Below are 22950 nucleotides of genomic sequence, written 5' to 3'. Positions count from 1 at the left end.
GGTGAAACAGCAGAGGCCCGGTGCCCCGACAGCACCGGACCTCCGCCCATCCCCCGGCCGTGCGGCCCCTGTTTCCGCACGCCCGACCCCACCTGGTTCGGTCCCCGACTACCGGAGCCAGACGGGAGGCCTCACGCCTCGGCCATCCCCGCGACCACCGAGTTCTTCGCGGCCCGCCGAGCCGGCAGGGCAGCGGCGATGATCGCCGCGATCACGGCCAGGCCGAGCATGATGCCGATCTGACCGAACGGGATGGAGAAGCTGAGCTGGAACTCCGAGTTGGAGACCGCCTGGACCAGCAGCCAGCCGAACCCGGCGCCGAGCACCACACCGACGACCGCGCCGATCAGGGCCATCAGGATCGACTCGACCACCAGCATCTGCCGCAGCTGGCCTCGGGTGAGGCCCAGTGCCCGCAGCAGCGCGGACTCGCGAGTCCGTTCCAGCACCGACAGCGTCAGCGTGTTCGCGATGCCGAACAGCGCGATGATCAGCGCCAGGCCGACGAGAGCCCAGATGAACAGCAGGATCTGGTCGATCTGCGCGTTCAGCTCGGCCTTGGTCTCGGCCGCGGTGTTCAGCACCGCCACCGGTGAGGTCGCGATGACCCGCTCGATGTCGGCTCGCGCGGCCGCGATGTCCGTGCCGGGAGCGAGCTTGACCAGCAGCTTCTGGTAGCCCTTCGGCGCTTCCTTCAGCAACCCCGTGGCCGCGGGCAGCGTCACGATGCCGGAGCCGTAGCTGTTGTCCTTGATCAACGCGACGACCTTGAAGTCCTTGTCGTTGATCTTCAGCGTCGAGCCGATCGACAGGCCGGAGTCCTTGGCGTCCCGCTCGCGCAGGGCGATCTCGTTGTCCTTGAGACCGGTCAGCGTGCCGCCGGCCAGCTCAGGACGGACCAGGGAACCGAGCGCGTCGGCCGGGAAGCCGGTGACGTCGCCGTACTTGAGCTTGTCGGACTCGCCGTAGACGTCCAGCTTCGGGGCGACCTTCGAAACGTTGCGCACCTTCGCCAGGTCGTCGGCGAACTTCTGCGTCAGCGGCTGGTTCCAGACGTTCGAGCTGACCTCGTAGTCGGCCGGGAACCGCTTGTCGACCTGCTCGTTCATCGTCTGACGACCACTGCCTGCCACGACCGCCACCATCGCGACGATGGTCACGCCGATCATCAACGCTGCTGTGGTGGCGGCGGTGCGCTTCGGGTTGCGGCCCGCGTTGGCCGAGGCCAGCTTGGCCGGGACACCGCGCAGTGCCTTGCCGAACAGGCGGTTCACCAGTGGCACGTAGAGCGGGCCGACGAGCAGGACCGCGAGCAGCAGGACCATCGTGGCGCCGCCGGTGATGAACATCGCCGGCTCTTCCTTCTCCTGCTGCAGGCCGAAGTAGACCGCGGCTCCGCCGATCAGCGCGATCAGCGTCGCGACGATGATCCGGGCCTTGCCGGTGCGGGCGACGTCGTCGTGGCTGTCCGGCTGCGAGCGCAGTGCCGCCACCGGGGCGACCTTCGTGGCGCGGCGAGCCGGCAGCACGGCCGACAGCACCGTCACGACCACACCGACGCCGAAGCCGGCGGCGATGGTCACCCACGAGATCGGCAGGCGGATCTGGACGTCGTCCGCGCCGGGGCCGTCGAACGAACCGACCAGCGCTTGCAGGCCCGCCGAAACTCCGAGCCCGCCGAGGATGCCGAGCACCGATGCCGCGAGACCCATGAAGACCGCTTCCGCGAGCACGCTGCGGAAGACCTGGCCGCGTTCCGCTCCGACGCAGCGCAGCAGTGCGAGTTCCTTGGTGCGCTGGGCGACGAGGATCGTGAAGGTGTTGTAGATGACCATGCCGGCGACGACGAGCGAGATCGCTGCGAACGCGAGGAGAAACGTCTTGATGTCGCCGGCGGCGTCACCCACCGAGGCCAGCGTCGCCTGGGTCAGCTGCTCACCGGTCTGCACCTCGTAGCCGGAGCCGATCGCCTTGTTGATGTTGTCGACGAGCTGCTGCTGCGACACACCCGGCGCGGCCACCGCGACGATCTCGTAGATCCGCTGGTCCGGGATCAGGGCGCGCAGACCCTCCTGCGACACCACGACGTGGTCGCTGCCGGACATCGACATGCTGCTCGCACCCTGCTGGTACGTGCCGACGATCGAGTACTCGTGCTCGACGTTGCCCTCGTCGAGCAGCTTGAGCTTGTCGCCGACCTTGAGCTTCGAGATCTGCGCCGTCTTGACGTCGACCGCGATCTCGTCGGCCTTGGCCGGGAACTTGCCGTCCTTGAGGTTGAAGTCGCGCAGCTTCTCGGTCGTGGGCAACGGCTGGACCGCGGTGTTGCGCGCCTTGCCGTCGCTGCCGAGCAGGGCCGCGCTGGCGTACTCACGGGAGTCGGCGCCGGCGACACCGGGCGTGTTGCGGATCTTCTGCAGGAAGTCGACCGGGATGCCCTTGTCCCGGTTCGGGCTGTTCTCCGTCATGTGCACCGCGGCGTCGACGTTGCGGGCGCTGCGGGCGAAGTTGTCCCTGGTCTGGGCTTCGACGGCGTCGCCGAGCACGAGCGTGCCCGTCACGAACGCGACGCCGAGCGCGATGGCGATGCTGGACAGCACCAGCCGCGCCGTGCGGGCGCGCAGGCCCGCAAGGATCGTCTTCAGCATCTTTGGCTCACGCCCCCAGGTGCGTGAGAGCGTTGACGACGGACTCGGTGGTGGGCTGGTGGATCTCGCCCGCGAGCCGGCCGTCGGCGAGCAGCACCACGCGGTCCGCGTAGCTCGCGGCCACCGGGTCGTGCGTCACCATGATCACGGTCTGGCCCAGCTTGCGGACCGACATGCGCAGGAAGTCGAGGACCTCGGCACCGCTGCGGGAGTCCAGGTTGCCGGTCGGCTCGTCGGCGAAGATGACCTCGGGACGGGCGACGAGCGCACGGGCACACGCCACGCGCTGCTGCTGGCCACCGGACAGCTCGGTCGGACGGTGGTGCAGGCGGTCGCGCAGGCCGAGCACGTTGACGATCGTGTCGAACCACTGCTGGTCGGGCTTGCGGCCGGCGAGCTCGAGCCCGAGCAGGATGTTCTGCTTGGCGGTCAGCGTCGGCAGCAGGTTGAAGGCCTGGAACACGAAGCCGACGCGGTCGCGGCGCAGCTTGGTCAGGTCCTTGTCGTTGAGCTTGGTGATCTCGGTCTGTCCGATGTGGATCGCGCCACCGTCCACCGTGTCCAGTCCCGCGAGGCAGTGCATCAGCGTGGACTTGCCGGAGCCGGACGGGCCCATGATCGCGGTGAAACGACCGGCCTCGAACGCGACGTTGATGCCGTCGAGCGCCCGCACCGCGGTGTCACCCTTGCCGTAGACCTTCACCAGGTTGTGGGCCGCCGCGGCGGTCCGGGTGCCGACCTCGGACACCAGTGCAGACATGTCGCTTGCCTTCCTCAGGGGGATGTTCCTCAACGAGGAAGAAGCTATGAGTTCCCTGAGTACGCGGACATCAACTCCGCGACGCGTTGCGCATCAGCCTGAGGTATGACAACCGGGCCTACTCCAGCAGACCTCGGTCGTACGCGATCGCCACCGCTTCTGCCCGACGGGACGCCCCCAGCTTCGCCATGATCCGCGAAAGGTGCACGGAAACGGTCTTTTCGCTGATGTAGAGCTCCTCGCCGACCTCGCGGTTCGTGCGTCCGGCCGCGACCAGGCCGAGCACGTCCCGTTCGCGCGGGGTGAAGAGGTCGATCTGCTCGCGGGCAGGTTCGTCCGCCTTCAGGGTGATGCGGGCCCGCTTGGCGCACGCAGCCACGGCTTCCTGCAGCGGTGCCGCCTTGAGCCTGGTCGCCACCTCGTCGGCCCGGCGCAGCTCCTCGGCTGCCTCCTCACGGCGATCCGCGCCGAGCAACGCCTCCGCGAGCCGCCACCGGCACAGTGCCTGCTCGAACACCAGCCCGTACGCGAACCCGTCGACCGCCCGCTGCCACAGCTCCGGATCGCCTGCACCGTCGAGCCTGGACTCCTCGGCCAACGCGCGGGCCAGCCAGCCACGGCCTTCCGGACCGAGCGAACCGGTGCGCGGAACGCCGTTCTCGGCGGTGAGCCTGACGTGTTCAGCAAGCTTGCGGCCCTGGGCGACGGCCTGCTTCTCGGCCTCGGCGTCGCGTTTGCGGCGTGCCTTGGCCGCGAGGTCGGCGTACCCGGCGACGCCGATCGCGCCGATCCGGATGTCCGCGAGCACCCACGGCCCGCCGAGCTTGCGGGTCCACTCCAGGGCGTCGGCGACCCGTTCGACGGCCAGCTCCGGCCGGCCGCGCCAGAGCGCCAGCTCACCGCCCGTACCGCCGGTGATCAGCGCGATCTGGATGTCGCGGTGCCAGTCGCTGCGCAGCTTGGTGATCATCCGCTCGGACTCGGCGAGGTCGCCGCGCGACACCGTGAGGTGCGTGCTCGCGGCCGTCAGCCGAGCGAGAACCGTGGACGACACGGACATGCCGGGCGGCTCGCTGGCCCACTCCGCGTAGGTCCAGTCGCCCAGGTAGTAGTGCACGAGGACCTGCAGGATCCGGATCTCCAGGCCGAACATGCTCCAGGTCAGCCCGGTCTCCTGGGCGCGGTCGCCGGCCTCGTTGTAAACGCGGGCGGCCTCGGCCAGCTGTCCCGCGTCGTAGTACATGAGGCCGAAGTAATAACGGGCCCGCAGCTCGGTGTTGACCGCCCCGACCTCACGCGCGCACTCGATCGCGCGCTCGAAGCTCGACTTGGCCTCCTCGTGGCGGTCCGCGTAGTCGTGCAGGAGCCCAAGGGTGCCGAGCGCGTCCGCCACGGCGCCGGAGGCGTTCACCTGCTGGCCGTCCGCGATGGCTCGCTCCGCGAACTCCCGCGCCTCCACGCCCTGCCGTTGCTGGCGCAGCAGCGACGCCATGCCACCCAGCACACGGGCTCTGGTCGGGGTCGCCTCCCGTTCGCGCACGAGGTCCCACGCGGCGGTCATGACCTCGTGGTACTCGTCTTCGTTGCCGTCGAGCACCGACAACGCCTGCGCGAGCCGCAGCAGCACCTCGGCCGCCTCCTCGGGCGACTGGCCTTCGAGCGCTTTCTTGGCACTGCGGCCGAACGCGACGGCCCGCTCCGGTTGCCCTGCCGTGCCCGCGACCCAGGAAGCCCTGCGCAGCAACGTCGCTTCGTCCACATCGGACGGTCGATCGGAGGCGGGCACGGCGTTCCACAGGTTGAGCGCCTTTTCCAGGTGCTGCAACGACTCCGCGGGCGCACCAGCCCGTTCGGCCTCCCTGGACGCCTTGATCGACGCCTGCAGCGCCTGCGCCAGGTCGTGGCTCTGGAAGGCGTGGTGGGCCAGTGCCGCCGCGGCACCGCGCTCGTCCAGGTGCTGCGCGATGTGGTGGGCGTAAGAAGCGTGCAGCCGGACACGTTCGCCTGGCAGCAGGTCGCCGTAGACGGCTTCCCTGAGCAGCGCGTGCCGGAAGATGTAGACCTCGTTGTCGTTCACGACGAGCAGGTGGTTCTGCACCAGCTCGCGCAACGCGGTGTCGAGCGCGACGTCCGACATGCCCGCGACCTCGCGCAGCCGGTCGTGCCGCACCTTGCGACCGCGGACGGAGGCGACGCGGACGACGTGCTGGGCCTCGGGGCTCAGCCGTTCGACGCGACTGAGCAGCACGTCGGCCAGCGCGGACGGCAACGACCTGGCGTCGTCACAGGTCGCCACCGCGATCAGCTCTTCCGCGAAGAACGCGTTGCCTTCACTTCGTTCCGCGACCTGCTGGACGACGTCCTCGGGCAGGTCGTCGGACAGGGCCTCGACGAACCTGCGGGCGTCCGTCGCGCTGAACGGCGAAAGGTCCAGGCGGTCGACGGCGGGCAGCCGGACCAGCTCGGACAGCAAGGGGCGCAACGGATGGCTGCGGTGCAGGTCGTCCGAGCGGTAGGTGCCGACGACGAGCAACCTCTGGGAACGCAAGCGCGCCAAGAGGAACGACAGCAGGTACCGCGTCGACGCGTCCGCCCAGTGCAGGTCCTCGACGACGAGCAGCACGCGCTGCCGTTCGGAGAGATCACCGAGGAGACCGAGCACGGCGTCGAACAGCTGGAGCTGGCCGACGTCCTGCTCAGGCCTGCGACCGGGGATCAGGCTCGGCGCGATCATGCCCTCGGTGCCGGGCTCGCGTTCGGCCGGAAGTGCCAGCTGGGGCAGCAACATCGCGAGCGCCGGCCGGTTCGCGGTGTCCTTGAGCGTGCTCAGGGCTTCCGCGAACGGCAGGTAGGGCAGACCGGTCTCGCCCGCGTCCAGGCACCGTCCCATCAGGACGAGCGTGTCGTCGGCGCTGGCGGCCAGTTCGTCGACCAGCCGGGTCTTGCCCACACCGGCGTCACCGGCCAGCAGCACCGCACCGGCCGTGCCCTCTCCTGCCTGCGCCAGCGCGGCACGCAGTCGGTTCAGCTCGCGATCGCGCGCGACCAGCGGAATTCCAGAACCCAGGCGTGCCACGAGTGGCATGCTCGCACATGTCATGACCTGGTGCTGCCGTGTTTCTGCGCCGTGGGATGGATCACTCGGCGCAGCCACGACGGCTTGCGGCTGCTCGACCGCTGCCAGTTGCACTCGGCGTAGCGGCGCCGGTACTCGATCTCTGCCTTGATCGCCTCAGGCGTCCATTCCGTCATGGCCTCAGATTGCTGCTGAGGCCGGACGTGAGGCATCGGGCGATCACGCAGTCTCGTGCTGCAAAACCCTTACCCCACGGACACCGCACGTGCGCGGGCCAGCCGAGCCCGGATGCCGTCCGCCTCAGGTGCGCCGAGCTCGGTGAACAACGCGAGCGCCCGCTGCCAGTGCGCCGCCGCCCCTGCTGCCCCGAGCCGTTCGAACACCGCCGCCAGCCGATCATGCGCCAACGCCTGGTGGTACGGCGAAACCGCGTCACAGGCCACCGCCAGCGCCGTACGTGCCGCCGACAGCGCACCCTCGGTGTCACCGGTCTCCAGCAGCGCGGTCGAGATGTCGACGTGGCACGCCGCCTCACCGCACTGCTCGCCGACCTCGTGGTACATCCGCAGGGCGACGCGCAACCACGGCATGGCGTCGTCGAAGCGTTGCGTGGTCAGGTAGAGCAGGCCCAGGTGGTGGTGGGCGTTGGCCTCCGCCCACTTCGACCCCGCGACCCGCGAGATCTCCATGGCCTCGCGGTAGTGGGTCTCGGCCTCGGCGGCACGACCCAGGTCCTGCAACGTGCCGGCGACCGTGGTCAGCGCGCGGGCCTGCTGGTGCACGTCTCCCTTGCGGCGAGCCACTTCCAGCGCACCGCGTTGGGCGTGCAGGGCCTCGTCGTAGCGTTCGAACTGGAGCAGCGCCACGCCCAGGTTGAACTGCATGACGAACCGGGCGTCGTCGTCGTTCAGAGCAATGGCCGCCTGCAATGCGGCTTCGGTGATGCGCAACGAGGTCTCGCGCTCGGTCCGCAGCCACAGGTACCGCGACAACGTGTACGGCAGCTGCCAGGCGTGGACGTGCCATCCAGCAGAGGAGGCGTGCTCGGTGGCGGCGATCAGGTTCGCGCGTTCGGCGTCGAACCAGGCCATCGCGTCGGCCGCGCCGGCCAGCGCGGGCACGTGGACCGGCCGGTGTTCGGGCGCCACGGGAACGCTGCCGCGGTTGATCGGGAGCATGCCGTCGGCCAGGTCGCTGCAGTGCAGGTAGTAGTCGAGCATCCGGCCGGTGGCGGCGCGGCGTTCGGGCTCGGACAGCTCGCCGGCCAGCGTCTTGGTGTAGACGCGGACCATGTCGTGCGCCACGTGGCGGCCGGGTTCGCCGACTGACAACAGGTTCGCCGTGGTCAACGCGTCCAGCGCACGTTGGGCGTCCAGCAGCGCGACATCGCCCATCGCGGCGACGACGTGCGGGGTGAGGTCCGCGCCGGGGTGCAGTCCGATGATCGCGAGCAACCGCGACGGCAACGGCGGCAGCGCACGGCGTGAGGCGTCCAGGGCGGCCCGTACGGTGCCCTCACCGTCCTCCAGACCGAGCGCGGCCAGCCTGCCCTGCTCGTCCTGCAGTTCCTCGACCAGTTCGGCCACGCGCAAACGTGGGGACACGGCGAGACGGGCCGCGGCGATGCGCAACGCCAACGGCAGGCCGTCACACAGCTCGGCCAGCTCGCGGAAGGCGTGAGCCTCGATGTCCGAACGGCCGGCGACCCGGCCCAGCACGTCCACGGCGGCGTCCTGGTCGAGCATGTCCAGCTCGATCAGCTTCGCCTCGACCTGCGCGACCAGCCCGACCAGGCGACGGCGAGAGGTCACCACGACGCACGACGGCGCGCCGGGCAGAAGTGGCAGCAGATCAGCGGAACCGCGCACGTTGTCCAGCATCACCAGCATGCGCCGGTCGGCCAGCAGGGTCCGCAGCAACGCCGAACGTTCGTCCACCGAGACAGGCGTGTCGGAGGCCGGCACACCCAACGCGCGCAGGAACCGGTTGAGCACTTCGCCGATCTCCAGCGGCTCCCGGTTCGGGTCGTACCCGTGCACGTCGACGTAGAGCTGACCGTCCGGGAACTCGTCGCGCACCCGATGCGCCCAGTGCAGCGCCAGCGCGGTCTTGCCGACGCCGGCGGGACCGGTCACCAGCATCACCGGGCCGTCGTGCTCACGCATCAACGAGTCCATGTACGCCAGCTCGGCATCGCGGCCGATCAACGCGACGGGCGCGCGCGGCAGCTGCGCCGGGATCGCGGGCGCCGGCGCCGGTTCCGGCGCAGCGGCCTGCGGTGGCACCCGGACGGGCGCGCGTTCCGGCTCGGGACTGTCGCCGGCCAGCACGGCCTGGTGCACGCGGCGCAGTTCGGGACCCGGCTCGACGCCGAGCTCCTCGATCAGCACGCGCCGGGCCTCGCGATACGCCGCCAACGCCTCGGCCTGACGACCTGCCTGGACCAACGCCCGCATCAGGAGGCAGTAGCCGCGTTCCCGCAACGGGTGCTCGACGACCACGGAGCTCAGCTGCGAGACCAGCTCGGGGCCCTGCCCGATGGCCAGCCCCAGCTCGGCGCGTTCCTCCAGCACGGCCAGCCGGCGTTCCACGAGACGACCGCGTTCGACGTCGCAGAACAGCCCCGAGACACCGCCCAGCGGCTCGGCGCGGAACAACGCCAGCGCGTCGTCCAGCTCGACCGCGGCTCCGGCGAGATCACCGGCGGCGCGCATGCGGTTCGCGAGCAGCACCTGACGTTCGAACACGTCGAGGTCCAACGCACCGGGCTCGACGCGCAGGAGATATCCGTCGCCCACGGAGGTCAACAACTCGGCGGGCGCGCGGCGAGCACGGGTCGGCTCCAGTGCGCGTCTCAATCCGGCGACGTAGGTCTGGACCAGATTCACCGCGCTGGAGGGCACGTTGTCGCCCCAGACCGCCTCGATGATCTGGCCGCGACTCACCGGGGTGTTGCGCGCGAGCAGCAGCACGGCGAGCACGGCGCGCTGCTTCGCGGCGCCGAGATCCACCTCGTGACCTGCGCGAACGACCCGGAGGAGGCCGAGAACCTCGAACCGCAGGGGTTCCTCGCCGTGCGTCACCGACCTGTCCTTCGCCTGGTGGCCACCTGGAGCTTGAAGATCACTTCAGTCGGGCTCCAGTCGTGCTGTAGAAGGCATTCTTACGCTTAGCGTGTCCAACCAACCACAGACGGCGAGATCAACGGAAACCGGAGATCAGCCAGACGGAACAGGTTGGACCGGACAGCGGAACACCCGCTGCTCCCCATGATCGACGTGGGTCGGCCGGCGTGCAAGGGGCATCCAGCCCGCGGCGGCGGAACGCCGGCCGGCCCACGTCCCCTAACGTGAGAAAGCCCCGGCTGGATTCCCAGCCGGGGCTTTCCGCATCTGTCGATCAGCTGACAAAAGAGCCGGTCTTCGCGGCGACGAGGAAGGTCTCCCATCCGGCGTCACCGAACTTCAGCCGGGCCCCGTCCGCGTTCTTGCTGTCACGAACGGCGGCACCTGCTGAGACGAGCGCGATTTCCACGCAGTCAGGCCCGCTAGCGGACGAACGGCTGCTCTTGCGCCAACGCAAGCTTTCCACTCTCTGTTCACTCCCGGTCATGTGTCACGCGAGAGTGCGAGCGACTTCGGCGATCAGGGACGCAGATTCCGCCGGACTGAGGGCGGTCTTCGCCAGACGCTCGAACACCTCGGCGTACCAACTGACGTCACCCGGCTGCTCCAGGTAGACGCCGCTTCTAGTGCTCTCGATGAAGACCACGTCGGGGTCGAGCTGCTCGGGAAAGCTCAGGACGACGAACGGACCGTCCATCGCAGCGTAACCACCGGCGCTGAACGGCACGACCTGCATCGTGACGTTCGGCAGTGCACCGACCTCGAGAAGACGCGCCATCTGCGTGCGCATCACCCCGGCGCCGCCGACGAGCCTGCGCAGGGCCGCCTCGTCGATCACGACGTGCAGGCGCAACGGGTCGTCTTCACTCAGCAGGGCCTGCCGCGCCTTGCGCAACCGGACCCGCCGCTCGATCTCGGCGGCGCTCGCATCAGGGAGCACCTGGGAGATCAACGCCCGCGTGTACGCCTCGCACTGCAACAGGCCGGGGATCATCAGCCCCTGGTAGGTCCTGATCGAGTCGGCATCGGCCTCGTACCCCACATAACGACCGGGCACGATGTCACCGAACTCGTCCCACCACGCCTTGCGGCGGGCTTCCCTGGCCAGCTGGACCAGTTCGTCGAGGGTGGCGGAGTCCGCACCGTAGGCGGTGAGCATGTCCCGCACGTCGCGCGGGCTGACTCCCACCCGTCCTGTCTCGATGCGGCTGATCTTGGAAGCCGAGCACTCCAGGCGCTCGCCCACCTCCTCGATCGTCAGCTCGGCCGCTTCGCGCAGTCGCCTGAGCTCGCTCACGAGCCGGCGCTTGCGCAGGGTCGGGCTGCTACCCCGTGGCATCCACACCTCCTGGTCCCGTCTCAGTTTGAGACCGAAGGAGCAAGCCGCAAAGGGACGTCATCCATTCGTGTACTGCAACTTGCAGATCGCAGGGAGAGCGCGACAGGCTGCACAGGCTGCTTACGTAGGGACTGGAGCTCTGAGCCTGATGGCCGTCACGGTGTTCAGCCAACTGGACAAGTCGCTGCACTCGCACCTGGCCACACTCACCGACCTCGCCCAGCGCGGCGACGACCAGACCGCCCTCGTGCTCGCCAGGGTAGAGCTGCCGAGGGTGGTCGCGGTGGTCAAGGCGTTGCTGGACGAGCACCAGCCCGACGAGCACGGCCGGTGCGCGACCTGCAAGCGGGGCTGGTTCTCGCGACGCATGCCCGCACCGTGCCGCGCTTACCTCTCGGCGCAGCTGATCCTGACCGTGGTGGGCCAGGAGACTTCACACGGCAAACACCTGCGCTCGGTAGGCTGAATTTCGAAACTCGATAGTTCTTCAGTTCCGACCTGTCTTGGGCCGGCTCCGCACCCCCCGACCGGAGCCGGCCCTTCTTCGTGATCACCTCGCGTAGCGTTACCGAGCAAGATCAACACGGTTGGCTGAAAGATCTGCCACAGAGCCGATTCCGCCGTCATCATGATGGCGACGCGGCCTGATTCGAACCCGATGCCTGTGCCGACACGGAGGTGTTCCCGTGCCGACCCCGCATGACCGCGCCGACGCGCTCGCAGCCGTCCGGCCGCGCCGTCTGCTGCCGTTAGAGCGCCTCTAGCAGAGCGCTCCCCTTCGCTCACTCCCCTTCCCCTGCCCTGTGCATTCCGCACGGGGCTATGCCGCATTCCATGAAAGGAACCGTTGTCGTGAACCATCCGCCGAGGTCCAACGCCGCCGACCACACCCCGCACGGTCCACCGCTGATCCTGCGGCACGACCTGCCCGCGAGCTTCGTGCTGTTCCTGATCTCGATCCCGCTGTCGCTCGGCATCGCGCACGCGACGGGCGCGCCGTTGATGGCCGGGATCATCTCCGCGGTCGTCGGCGGTGTGGTCGTCGGTGCGATCAGCGGGTCGCCGTTGCAGATCAGCGGGCCGGGCACCGGGCTCGTGGTGATCGTGGCTGTACTGGTGGCGCAGTTCGGGTGGGCCGCGACGGCCGCGATCACGCTGGCCGCGGGTGTGGTGCAGCTGGCGTTGGGGCTCACGGGGATCAGCCGGCTGGTCATGTCGCTGTCCCCCGCCGTGGTGCACGGGATGCTCGCGGGCATCGGCCTCTCCATCGCCGTCGGGCAGCTCGTGGTGGTGCTGGGCGGTACGGCGGCGTCGTCCGTGCCGGCGAACCTCGGCTTGCTTCCCGGAGAACTCGCCAGTTCGCACATCGGATCCGTCGTGGCCGGTGCGGTGGCGATCGCGGCTTTGCTGCTGTGGCCCAAGGTTCCGCGTGCCTCGCTGATCCCGGCGCCGCTGGTCGCGGTCGGTGCGGCGACGTTGCTGGCGTTCGTGCTGCACCTCGACGTCGCACGGGTCGACCTGCCGGACAGCCACGCGCTGGTGTTCCCGGAGATGCCGCAGGGCAGCGTGAGCTCGGTGGTGACGGCGATCCTCACCGTCGCGCTGGTCGCGAGCATGGAGTCGTTGCTGTCGGCGGTCGCGGTGGATCGGCTGCACGACGGGCCGCGCGCCCGGCTGGACAAGGAGCTCATCGCGCAGGGCACCGGCAACGTGCTCGCCGGCGCGCTGGGAGGACTGCCGATCAGCGGCGGGCTCGCGCGCAGCTCCACGAACGTCGCCGCGGGCGCGAAAACCAGGTACAGCGCCATTTTGCAGGGTGTGTGGATCGCGGTGGCGGTACTGGCGTTCCCCACGATGCTGGAGCTGATCCCGTTGGCGGCGCTGGCGGGTGTGCTGCTCGTCGTCGGGCTGAAGCTCGTGTCGCCGGACCGGATGCGGACTCTGTGGAAGCACCAGGAGTTCCTGGTGTACGCGGCGACCGTGCTCGGGGTCGTCCTTTTCGGACTGTTGGAAGGCGTCGTTGTCGGCCTGGCTGTTGCGCTTCTGCGCGCGTTGTACCGGTTGACGCACTGTTCGGTGCGTGTCGAGGGCAACCGGGTGTGCGTGCGCGGATCGCTGGTGTTCCTGGGCGTCGGGCGGCTCGTGCGCGAGCTGCGACGGTTGCCGTTGGGGCAGCACGTGGTGCTGGAGCTGCACATCGACTACCTGGACCACGCGTCGTACGAGGCGATCAACGACTGGTGCGAGGGCTACGAACGACTCGGCGGCCGCGTGCGCGTCGACGAGGTGCACGACACCTGGTACGACCGCGCCAACCAGGGCAAACCGGGGCGGCGCAAGACGTTGCCCGGCCCGCTGCCGCGCTGGTTCGCGCCGTGGTCGCACTGGCAGGGCTCGCCGGTGCTGCTGCCGGCCCAGCGGTCGTCCGCGGAGAGCGATCCCATGATCCTGGGAATGCACGAGTTCGAGCGGCGGTCGGCGCCGTTGGTGCGGCCGTTCCTGCACGAGCTGGCTTTGCGCGGACAGCAGCCGCAGCAGCTGTTCATCACCTGCGCCGACTCGCGGGTGGTGCCGAACCTGATCACCACGTCCGGGCCGGGCGACCTGTTCTGCGTGCGCAACATCGGCAACCTCGTGCCGATGGCGTCCGCCGAGGACAGATCCGTCGGCGCGGCGATCGAGTTCGCGGTCGAGGTGCTGAACGTCAGCTCGATCGTCGTTTGTGGACACTCGGACTGCGGTGCGATGAAGGCGCTGGTGAGGGGAACCGCTGCGCGCGGCTCACACCTGCACTCGTGGCTGCGCAACGCCGAGCAGTCGCTGATCCGGTTCCACGCGCCGACTTCCCCCGGCTGCGCGGAACTGCCGGTGGCGGACCGGCTGGCGGTCGCGAACGTCGCGCAGCAGCTGGACAACCTGCTCGGCTACCCGAGCGTGCGGGAGGCGATCACGGCGGGCACCTTGACGTTGAAGGGCATGTACTTCGACATCTCCAACGCCCGCGTGTACCTCGTCGACCCGGACCGCAACGGCCTGGAGCCCGTCCCCGCCCCCGCCTAGAAAGCATGAAGGGCTCTTTCACCCACTTGAGGTGGACGAAAGAGCCCTTCATCTTCGTTTACTTGCAGGTGCCGATCCAGGAGCACTCGACGTCGAGACGCTCCTCGCCCTGGCCGCGGAGCTGCGCGGTCGAGAGCGTCGCCGTCGTCCGGCCCTGCTCGGCCAGGCGGACGGCGATCGCGTCCTCGATCGACCTCGGGTTGATGACGTTCGGGTTCAACACGAAGTTGTTCTGCACGATCGAGAAGGCGAACTGCCTCGGCTGCGCCTCACCGGTGGTGACGTAGCCGGTCAGTGCGGACACCCCGGTCATCGAACCCGTCTTGGCCCACACGTTGTACTGCGCGGCGGTGCCCCCCATGCGGTTCGCGAGCGTGCCGTCATAGCCCGCGATCGGCAGCGACGTCGCCCACGCGACGAACCACGGCTTGGCCTTGGCCTTGGTCAGGATCCACGTCAGGTCGTCCGGCGAGATCTGGTCGAACCGGGACATGCCGGAGCCGTCGAAGATCTCGACCCAGTTCGCGTCGACACCGAGCCCGCCCCACTTGGTGCTCAGCTGGTTGATGCCGTTGCTCCACGTGCGGCCGGCGGTCTTGACCAGCGCCTCGGACATCATGTTGTTGCTCTCCTTGAGCAACGGGTTGACCAGCTCGCTCAGCGGCTTGGACGTCTCGGTGGCGAGGACGGCGGCACCCTGCGGAGCCTTGGCCTTCCTGGCGCCACCGGTGACCTGGATCCCGTTGGCCTGCAACGCCTTCTGGAACACCGACGACACCAGTGAGGTCGGGTCCTGGACCGGCGCGGCCTTCAGCACGTCTTCCGAGCTCTTCGCGATCGAACCGTTGACCACGATCCTGTTCGTGCCGTGCTCACGCGTGGCCGAGACGCTGCCACTGCCGGTGATCGCGTTGTTCACGATCTGCACGTGGTCGTTCGCCGGCTCGACACTCACCTGGGCCGGGGCACCGTCAGCGGCGCCCGGCTTCACGCGGACGTTCACCGTGCCGGCCAGGAGCCTCGCGTCCGCCGACACCGTCAACGCCGACGTCTCAGCGTTGTAGGCGTACGGCTCGTCGTCCCACGCCCAGCCGGGACCGAACGGCACGCCGTCGAAGGCCGTGTCGTCCAGCAGCAGAGCGCCGTTGACCTTCGTGACGCCGCTGTTCTTCAACGCGTCCGCCAGCGCCTTGTAGCGCTGGGCGGACATCGTCGGGTCACCGCCGCCGCGCAGCACCAGGTCGCCGTTGAGCGTCGACCCGCTGCGCGAACCGGCGGACACCAGCTCGGTCTTCCACTTGAAGTCCGGCCCGAGCAGGTCGAGCGCGGCGGTCGTCGTGACCAGCTTCGTGTTCGAAGCGACCTGCGACCGCTTGCTGCCCGATCTGGTGTACACGACCTCGCCGGTGCTGGTGTCCCGCACCGTGATGCCGACATCGGCACCACGCAGACCGGCGTTGGCGAGGATCGCGTCGAGATCAGCGGTCAGCTCTTCGTTGCCGACCGCCGTCGCGCCGCCGCTGGACGTCAGGGTCAACCCTGCCGCCACAGCGACGACTGCCCCCAGAATTCGAAATTTCACGCTTCCACCTCTGATCGATCACCCGACCACAACGTGTGGAAGCTACCGGGCTTGTCGGTGCGCCTGTACGTGTGTGCGCCAAAAAAGTCCCGCTGTCCCTGGACAAGCGCGGCGGGCAACCGTTCCGAGCGGAGACCGTCGTAATAGGCCAAAGCGGACACGAAGCCCGGCGTGGGCACACCGGATTCGACCGCACGGACCACAACCCTGCGCCAAGCGGCCTCAGCGTTCTGCACCGCGTCGCGGAAGTAGTTGTCCACCAACAGAGACGCGAGGTTCGGGTTCGCGTCGTACGCCTCGCGGATGCGGTTGAGGAACTGCGCGCGGATGATGCAGCCGCCACGCCAGATCGTGGCCATCGCGCCGAGGTCGATGTTCCAGTCGAAGTTCTTCGACGCCTCGCGGATCATGTCGAAGCCCTGCGCGTACGCCACGACCTTCGACGCGTACAGCGCCTGACGCACGTCGTCGACCAGCTCGGCGTCCGGCTTCGCGACGACCTCGCTGGCACCGAACGCGTCGCGCACGGCCTTGCGCTGGTCGGTGTGACCCGACAGCGAACGCGCGAACACGGCCTCGGCGATACCGGTGACCGGCACGCCCAGCTCCAGCGCCTCCTGCACGGTCCAGCGGCCGGTGCCCTTCTGCTCCGCCGCGTCCTCGATGACCTCCACCAGCGGCGTGCCGTTCGCGTCGACGTGCTTGAGCACCTCGGCGGTGATCTCGACCAGGTACGACTCCAGGTCACCCGAGTTCCACTGCGTGAACACGTCGGAGATCTCGGCCGGCGTCTGCCCGCCCACGCGGCTCAGCAGGTCGAACGCCTCGGCGATCAGCTGCATGTCGGCGTACTCGATGCCGTTGTGCACCATCTTCACGAAGTGCCCGGCGCCGTCCGGCCCGACGTGCACGCAGCACGGCTGACCGTCCACCTTGGCCGCGATCTCCTCGAAGACCGGACCGACGTGCTTGTACGACTCGGCCGGACCGCCCGGCATGATGCTGGGCCCGTTGAGAGCGCCTTCCTCGCCACCGGAGATGCCGGCGCCGACGAACAGCAGCCCCTTCTCCTTCAACGCTGCCTCGCGGCGGCGGGTGTCGTTGAAGTGGGCGTTGCCGCCGTCGATGACCATGTCGCCGGGCTCCAGCAGCCCGCTCAGCTCGTCGATGACGGCGTCGGTCGGGCCACCCGCCTTGACCATGATGATGATCTGGCGCGGCGTCTGCAGGCTGTCCACCAGATCCTGCAGCGTCTCGGCGCCGACGAAGTCACCCTCGTGGCCGTGCTCGTCGAGCAGGGCCTTCATCTTCGCGGGCGTCCGGTTGTGCACGGCGACTTTGAAGCCGTGGCGCGCGAGGTTGCGCGCGAGGTTGCTGCCCATGGTGGCGAGACCGGTGACCGCGATACGTGCTTTGCCTTCCGTCATACGCGACAGCCTGCCGTGTTCTCGGCTGTTTCGCGAGACGTCACAGGGTGTTCTCAGACTCCGTTTTGCCAGGTGAACCGCGTCACGTGCCGGTACGTATTGCTAGGCGTAAGTTGGCTTCATGACGGAATTCACGAGCGTGGGACGCTCGGCGACCGACCGTGCCTCCAGGTACGGCTCGCAGCTGGTGAAGCACTTCACTCACAAGGACCTCGAAGGGTCCTGGGAGGACGGACGGGGTTTCGTCCGCTTTTCGCTCGGCCTGGCCGAGTTCGAGGCTTTTGAGGACGCGTTGGTCATGCGTGTCGCGTCTTCGTCGGAGGAGGACGCGGCCAAGTTGCGCGACGTCGTGGAACGGCACCTGGTCCGGTTCGGATCCCGGGACGAGCTGACCGTCACGTGGTCCTAGGCGGCCAGAACTGACGCCGCCATCCCGATGAGAGCGGTCCCACACACCCGCTCGAACGTCGCGCGGATCTTGGGCTTGCTCAGCAACGTGCCCAGCTGCCGCGCGGTGGGCACGACGATCACCCAGAACAGCGCGAACACGCCGACCGTCACGGCGCTCAGCAGGGCGGCCTGGGGCAACGGCGCGCTGTGCGGGTCCATCGCCTGCGGGATCAGGCTCAAGAACGTGAGCATCACCTTGGGGTTCAAGAGATCGCACAGCACGCCGCGCAGGAACACGTTTCCACCGGCGTGCTGTTCTTCCGCTGACTTGCTCGCGGTCCGGAACGTCATGAAGCCGATGTAGGCGAGGTACAGCGCGCCGATCACCTTGACCACGAGCAACGCCGTCGGCACCGCGGCAACCAACGCTGAGAGTCCGATCGTGGCGAGCGTCGCGTGGATCATCAGCCCGGTGACCACGCCGAGCGCCGCCTCCGTCCCCTTGCGCAGGCTGCGCACCGCGTTCCCCATGATCAGCACGAAGTCCGGCCCCGGCACGATCATGATGATCAGCAGGGCAACCAGGAACGACGTCCACGCGATGTGCATGGGCTGATCATCGGTGGGTTGTTCTGCGTCATTCCAGCTGGTCAGTACGATGTTCGCTTATGCGCGAACAAGCCGAACTTGATTCGGTCGACTGGCACATCCTGGAGGAGTTGCAGAACGACGCCACCCTGCCGAACCGCTCGCTGGCGGAGATCGTCGGGCTGGCGCCCTCGTCGTGCCTGCAGCGGGTGCGGCGGCTGCGCGAGCTCGGGGTGATCACGGGCTGCCACGCCGTCGTCGACCCCGCCACGACCGGCCTGCCGCTGGAGGCCGTCGTCGCGGTCAACGTCCGGCCGCACACCCGGCCGGTGGTGGCCGCTTTCCGCGCGTTCGTGATGGCTCAACCCGAGACGCGGTCGGTGTTCCACGTCTCCGGGCAGGCCGACTTCCTGATCCACATCGCGGTGGCGGACTCCACACACCTGCAGGCGTTCCTGATGGACAAGATCGCATCGCGGACCGAGGTGCGGAACCTGACGAGCTCGGTCGTGCTGGAGCGGGTGGAGACCCGGGCTCTGACGCCGCCGGCGAACCTGCGGCCCACGCACCGCCGCCGGAAGGCTTGAGCCTCACTCCCAGCGCAGGCGGTCGAACCGCCAGGTGCCGACGGGTGGCTGTTCCTGCAGCAGCGGGGTGATGAAGGCGTCGGCCAGCGGCGTGATGCCTTCGACGGTCCGATGGCCGGCGGAGAGCTCCTTGGTCCTGGCCGCCTCCGCCCGGTACCCGGCGATCCACGACGTGTCCGGCACCGCGAACTCGGCCGGGAGAACCAGATGCGTGCCCGCCGCGTTGCGCCTGCGCACCTCGGCGTGCAGCGCCCGGTGCGTCATCGGACCGTCCGGAGTGGAGTTGCTCGCGATCAGCACGAGGTCGACGAGGTCCTTGAACCTCGTCGAGGGCACCAGCTGTTCCCGGTGCCGTTCGTACATCGCCGCGATCTTGTCCGCGGTGTGGTCCTCGAGCGGCCACATCCGGATCTCGGGCCACGGACTGGCGTCGATCACGAACGGCGCCGCGAGCTGCTCGACTTTGAGCTGTCCGACCGGCTGAAGCTCAGCCGCCACGACGTCGACGCTGACCGTGGACAGCTCCCGGAGACCGAACATGACCTTGAACCGCACCTTGCGGGACGGCCGGTTGGCCGCCGTCTAGCGGGACGTGTCGTGGTGGTCGAACCTGAGGTGGTCGTCCAGTTCGATCGACGCCGCCGCGAGCAGCGCTTCGACCGCCTCGTCGACCGTCGTGTCCTCGCCCACCCGCAGCAGGTCGACATCGGTCGAGTACCTGGCTTTCGGCCACCGGACCAGCAACGCCTGACCGCCCTTGAGCACCCAGCCGTCGCGGTCGGAGTGGAACACGCGCGCCAGCAGCCGGCGGTGGTAGTAGCGCTCGATGAGCTCGCCGGTGGGAACTCCGGTGAGCTGCGAGGTGTTGGCCGCACGGCTCTTGAGCGAGCTCATGAACGCCTGCGGACTGGACGGCTTCGGAGTCATGTCTCCAGTGGAACGGGTCGCACGGCCAGCGCCTGAACGGACAGGCCGATCTGAGCGAGCAGCAGTTCCAGCAGTGCCTTACCGGTCGGCGGTTTCGCACCGTAAGCCCGCACGTGCGGCCGAATCCGCTCCGCGAGCTCGTCGAGCCGGACCTGCCCGGCTTCCACCGCCTGCCTGATGATCGTCGCGACGTGGCTGGCGTCGGTGCGTTGCCCCAGCAGGTCGTAGATCGTGCGCAGGGGTGTGGTGACCGGCAGGCCGTCGAGCACCGTCACGTCGGCTTCGGCCAGATCACCCCTGCGCAGCCGCACGCCCGGATCGCGGGTGGTGCGCCGGCGCGGGGTGGTGATGTCCACCCGCGCGTTCACGAGGTCACCGAGGCCGTGCAGCCGCGCCGCGGACTGGTGGGAGACGACACCGCCGTCGGGGTCCAGCGGGGGCCGCGACCACCCCGCGACTTCGGGACGCAGCGCGAGCCACGCCGCCTGTTCGACCTGTGCGTCAGACGCCGCGGCGGATGTCGCCGCGTACACGCCACGACGCACGGATTCCAGGAGACCGGCAGCCTTCAGCCGATGCAGCGTGACGTCGTCGACCCCGCTGCTCAGCGCCTGCTGCGTGGTGACCATGCCCCATTGCCCGGCGGTGTACCCACCGAGCAGCTCAAGAGCACGGACCATCTCCATGCAGCAAATCCTACATCCCGTGACAGCATTTCTTACCTCCAGGATGTAGGAAACGCTGCAAACAGCAGGTCGGCGGACCGTCAGTCGTCGAACGGTTCGTCGTGCCAGCGCCAGCCCGCGGTGCCGTCCGCGTAGACGCGGACCAGGAACTCGGCCACCGGCCGCCCGTCCGGAAACGTCATGGTGAGCAGCTCGCGAACCCGGCCGTCGAGGTCGTCGGCCCGTTCGTAGTCCTCGTCATCGAGGGCCTGCTCCAACGCCTCGAACACCGGCCGGACGTCCTCGAAGCCGGGCAAGGTCTCGACAGTCGCGTGCACCCACGGAAAGTCGCCGCCGGTCACCGTGAGCCGGGCGATCTCCCGGCCCTCGTGGTGCAGCCGCCAGACCTCACCGCCGATCACGACGGCTTGAGCACCCGGATCAGACCCTCCTGCACGACGGTCGCAACCAGCTGCCCGTCCTGCGAGAAGAACCGCCCGGTGGCCAGTCCGCGATTCCCGGACGCGGACGGCGAAGCGGTGTCGTACAACAACCACTCGTCAGCACGGAACGGCCGGTGGAACCACATGGCGTGGTCAAGAGAAGCGCCGAGAACCTTGTCCAGTCCCCAGTAGACGCCGTGCCGCGCCAGAACCCCGTCCAGCAACGTCATGTCCGAGGCGTACGTCATCACGCAGATCTGCAGCATCGGATCGTCCGGCAGCTTGCCGTCGGCCTTCATCCACACGCGGGAGGCGGCCTCGCCCGGACCGTCCTCACGCGACTCCCACGGCGGCTCGGTGACGTACCGCACGTCGATCGGCCGCGGGAACTTCATGTTCACCAACGAGTAGCCCTCGACGGACTCCGCCCACGTCGGCAACGACTCCGGGTCCGGCACGTCGGGCATCTCCGAGGCGTGCTCGACGCCCTGCTCCTCCAGCTGGAAGGACGCGGAGAGAGCGAAGATCGCCTTGCCGTGCTGCACAGCGACGACACGACGAGTGGTGAACGAGCGGCCGTCGCGGATGCGGTCCACCTCGTACACGATCGGTACGCGCGGGTCGCCGGGCCGGATGAAGTACGAGTGCAGCGAGTGCACCCGACGTTCAACCGGAACCGTACGACCGGCGGCGACCAGGGCCTGGCCTGCGACCTGCCCGCCGAAGACGCGCACGGGCGACTCGGCGGGCGACACGCCTCGGAAGATGTTCTCCTCGATGCGTTCCAGGTCGAGCAACGCGACCAGGTCGTCCACTGCGGACTGTCCGGTCAGACCGGAAGGACCGGCAGCAGCAGCACGGGCGGCCTCAGTCACGAAGTACTCCTAGGCGTGGTCGTCCTCCCCCAACCGGTGCACCCGGATGAGGTTCGTCGACCCAATGGTGCCAGGAGGCGATCCCGCGACGACCACCATGAGGTCACCGGCCGAGTAACGGCCGATCTCCAGCATGGACGTGTCGACCTGGCGGACCATCTCGTCGGTGGACTCCACCTTCGGCACCAGGAACGTCTCGGTGCCCCACGTCAGCGCGAGCTGCGAGCGCACCGACGGCTCCGGCGTGAAGGCCAGCAGCGGCAGGTGCGTGTGCAGACGGGCCAGGCGGCGCACCGTGTCGCCGGACTGCGTGAAGGCGACCAGGGCCTTGGCGTTGAGGCGCTCGCCGATGTCGCGGGCCGCGTAGGAGATCACGCCGCGCTTGGTGCGCGGGACGTGGGTCAGCGGCGGCACGACGACCGACTCGGTCTCGACGGCCTCGATGATGCGGCCCATGGTCTGCACGGACTCGATGGCGTAGCGGCCGACCGAGGTCTCACCGGACAGCATCAGGGCGTCCGCGCCGTCGAGCACCGCGTTCGCGACGTCGGACGTCTCGGCGCGGGTCGGGCGGGAGTTGGTGATCATCGAGTCGAGCATCTGGGTCGCGACGATGACCGGCTTGGCGTTCTCGCGGGCGATCTGGATCGCGCGCTTCTGCACCAGCGGCACGTGCTCCAGCGGGAGCTCCACACCCAGGTCACCACGGGCGACCATGACGCCGTCGAAGGCCAGCACAATCGCTTCGAGGTTGTCCACCGCTTCCGGCTTCTCGATCTTCGCGATCACCGGGAGGCGCCTGCTGCCCGAGCGGTCCATGATCTGGTGGACCAGGTCGATGTCCGCGGGCGAGCGCACGAACGACAGGGCGATGAAGTCCACGCCCAGCGAGAGCGCGAACTCGAGGTCCTCGACGTCCTTCTCGGACAGCGCGGGCACGGAGACGTCCATGCCGGGCAGCGAGAGGCCCTTGTTGTTGCTGACGGGTCCGCCCTCGGTGACCTCGCACACGACGTCGGAACCTTCGACGTCGACGACCACGAGGCCGACCTTGCCGTCGTCGACGAGCAGGCGGTCGCCGACCTTGGCGTCCTTCGCGAGCTCCTTGTACGTCGTGGACACGCGGTCGTGCGTGCCTTCGACGTCCTCGACGGTGATGCGGACGATGTCGCCGTTGTTCCAGTCGACAGGACCCGCGGCGAACCGGCCGAGCCGGATCTTGGGGCCCTGGAGGTCGGCGAGGATGCCCACGGCGCGGCCGGACTCGTCGGCTGCTGCCCGGACCATGTCGTAGACCTGCTTGTGGTCGGCATGGCTGCCGTGGCTGAAGTTCATCCTGGCCACGTCCATACCGGCCGCTACCAGGTCGCGGACCTTGTCCGGCGTGCCAGTGGCGGGACCGAGGGTACAGACGATCTTTGCGCGTCGACTCACGTCTAAAGAGACTAGACCTCCTTC

General features: G+C 68.7%; 18 protein-coding genes and 1 pseudogene. 4 read left to right on the top strand and 15 right to left on the bottom strand.

Annotated features, from left to right (window positions below):
* Positions 1-131: 131 nt before the first annotated feature.
* The 7 genes from LFM09_RS37855 to LFM09_RS37825 form a co-directional block, all read right to left on the bottom strand.
* Positions 132-2648 carry an ABC transporter permease gene (locus LFM09_RS37855; protein ID WP_414101427.1) on the bottom strand — a complete coding sequence of 839 codons (2517 nt, stop codon included), beginning with the start codon at positions 2646-2648 and terminating at the stop codon, positions 132-134.
* 7 nt (positions 2649-2655) lie between these two features.
* A complete protein-coding gene (locus LFM09_RS37850) occupies positions 2656-3408 on the bottom strand; it encodes an ABC transporter ATP-binding protein (RefSeq protein WP_414101426.1) in 753 nt (250 codons plus the stop codon).
* Between the two features lie 118 nt (positions 3409-3526).
* On the bottom strand, positions 3527-6493 hold the full coding sequence (locus tag LFM09_RS37845; RefSeq protein ID WP_414101425.1) for a helix-turn-helix transcriptional regulator: 2967 nt from the start codon (positions 6491-6493) through the stop codon (positions 3527-3529).
* Positions 6494-6504: 11 nt separating this feature from the next.
* Positions 6505-6660 carry a hypothetical protein gene (locus LFM09_RS37840; protein ID WP_414101424.1) on the bottom strand — a complete coding sequence of 52 codons (156 nt, stop codon included), beginning with the start codon at positions 6658-6660 and terminating at the stop codon, positions 6505-6507.
* A gap of 69 nt (positions 6661-6729) precedes the next feature.
* Entirely contained in the window at positions 6730-9567 is a 2838-nt protein-coding gene (locus tag LFM09_RS37835; protein ID WP_414101423.1) for a BTAD domain-containing putative transcriptional regulator, read from the bottom strand.
* Positions 9568-9883: 316 nt separating this feature from the next.
* Positions 9884-10096, bottom strand: a complete 213-nt coding sequence (locus LFM09_RS37830) for a DUF397 domain-containing protein (protein WP_414101422.1) — start codon at positions 10094-10096, stop codon at positions 9884-9886.
* A gap of 3 nt (positions 10097-10099) precedes the next feature.
* Positions 10100-10948 (bottom strand): helix-turn-helix domain-containing protein, encoded by an 849-nt coding sequence (locus LFM09_RS37825; RefSeq protein WP_414101421.1) that lies wholly within the window; start codon positions 10946-10948, stop codon positions 10100-10102.
* Between the two features lie 148 nt (positions 10949-11096).
* On the opposite strand from LFM09_RS37825, the gene LFM09_RS37820 reads away from it, so the two are divergent.
* Entirely contained in the window at positions 11097-11414 is a 318-nt protein-coding gene (locus LFM09_RS37820; RefSeq protein WP_414101420.1) for a hypothetical protein, read from the top strand.
* Positions 11415-11782: 368 nt separating this feature from the next.
* On the top strand, positions 11783-14008 hold the full coding sequence (locus LFM09_RS37815) for a SulP family inorganic anion transporter (protein ID WP_414101419.1): 2226 nt from the start codon (positions 11783-11785) through the stop codon (positions 14006-14008).
* 58 nt (positions 14009-14066) lie between these two features.
* On the opposite strand, the gene dacB is transcribed toward LFM09_RS37815, so the two are convergent.
* Positions 14067-15590 (bottom strand): D-alanyl-D-alanine carboxypeptidase/D-alanyl-D-alanine-endopeptidase, encoded by a 1524-nt coding sequence (gene dacB / locus LFM09_RS37810; RefSeq protein ID WP_414101418.1) that lies wholly within the window; start codon positions 15588-15590, stop codon positions 14067-14069.
* Entirely contained in the window at positions 15587-17017 is a 1431-nt protein-coding gene (gene gndA / locus LFM09_RS37805) for an NADP-dependent phosphogluconate dehydrogenase (RefSeq protein ID WP_414101417.1), read from the bottom strand. The genes dacB and gndA overlap by 4 nt, the downstream gene beginning before the upstream one ends.
* Before the next feature lie 121 nt (positions 17018-17138).
* Between gndA and LFM09_RS37800 the strand changes: the two genes are divergently transcribed.
* Positions 17139-17426: a DUF2218 domain-containing protein gene (locus LFM09_RS37800; protein WP_414101416.1), complete on the top strand. Its 288-nt coding sequence runs from the start codon at positions 17139-17141 to the stop codon at positions 17424-17426.
* On the opposite strand, the gene LFM09_RS37795 is transcribed toward LFM09_RS37800, so the two are convergent.
* Positions 17423-18016, bottom strand: coding sequence for a LysE family translocator (locus tag LFM09_RS37795; protein WP_414101415.1), 594 nt, complete (start codon positions 18014-18016; stop codon positions 17423-17425). The genes LFM09_RS37800 and LFM09_RS37795 overlap by 4 nt on opposite strands.
* Positions 18017-18075: 59 nt before the next feature.
* Here LFM09_RS37795 and LFM09_RS37790 point away from each other — a divergent pair, with 59 nt between their 5' ends.
* Positions 18076-18582 (top strand): Lrp/AsnC family transcriptional regulator, encoded by a 507-nt coding sequence (locus LFM09_RS37790; protein ID WP_414101414.1) that lies wholly within the window; start codon positions 18076-18078, stop codon positions 18580-18582.
* Between the two features lie 3 nt (positions 18583-18585).
* Here the strand turns inward: LFM09_RS37790 and LFM09_RS37785 are convergent.
* From LFM09_RS37785 to pyk, 5 genes and pseudogenes are all read right to left on the bottom strand, one after another.
* A pseudogene (locus tag LFM09_RS37785) lies at positions 18586-19476 on the bottom strand (nucleotidyl transferase AbiEii/AbiGii toxin family protein).
* Between the two features lie 29 nt (positions 19477-19505).
* Positions 19506-20195 carry a type IV toxin-antitoxin system AbiEi family antitoxin domain-containing protein gene (locus LFM09_RS37780; protein ID WP_414101413.1) on the bottom strand — a complete coding sequence of 230 codons (690 nt, stop codon included), beginning with the start codon at positions 20193-20195 and terminating at the stop codon, positions 19506-19508.
* An 80-nt stretch (positions 20196-20275) separates the two neighbouring features.
* The gene (locus LFM09_RS37775) at positions 20276-20596 is read right to left on the bottom strand and encodes a hypothetical protein (RefSeq protein WP_414101412.1); all 321 of its coding nucleotides are present in this window, start codon (positions 20594-20596) and stop codon (positions 20276-20278) included.
* Complete coding sequence (gene tesB, locus LFM09_RS37770; RefSeq protein ID WP_414101411.1) at positions 20593-21492, bottom strand: acyl-CoA thioesterase II; 900 nt, start codon at positions 21490-21492, stop codon at positions 20593-20595. The genes LFM09_RS37775 and tesB overlap by 4 nt, the downstream gene beginning before the upstream one ends.
* Before the next feature lie 9 nt (positions 21493-21501).
* Entirely contained in the window at positions 21502-22926 is a 1425-nt protein-coding gene (gene pyk, locus LFM09_RS37765) for a pyruvate kinase (RefSeq protein ID WP_414101410.1), read from the bottom strand.
* Positions 22927-22950: the final 24 nt, after the last annotated feature.

It is taken from the genome of Lentzea alba, from assembly GCF_047445655.1.
In the GTDB taxonomy this organism is placed as follows: Bacteria; Actinomycetota; Actinomycetes; order Mycobacteriales; family Pseudonocardiaceae; genus Lentzea; species Lentzea alba_A.
Note: the sequence above shows the minus strand (reverse complement) of the source record. Positions and strands in the feature narration are given on the sequence as shown.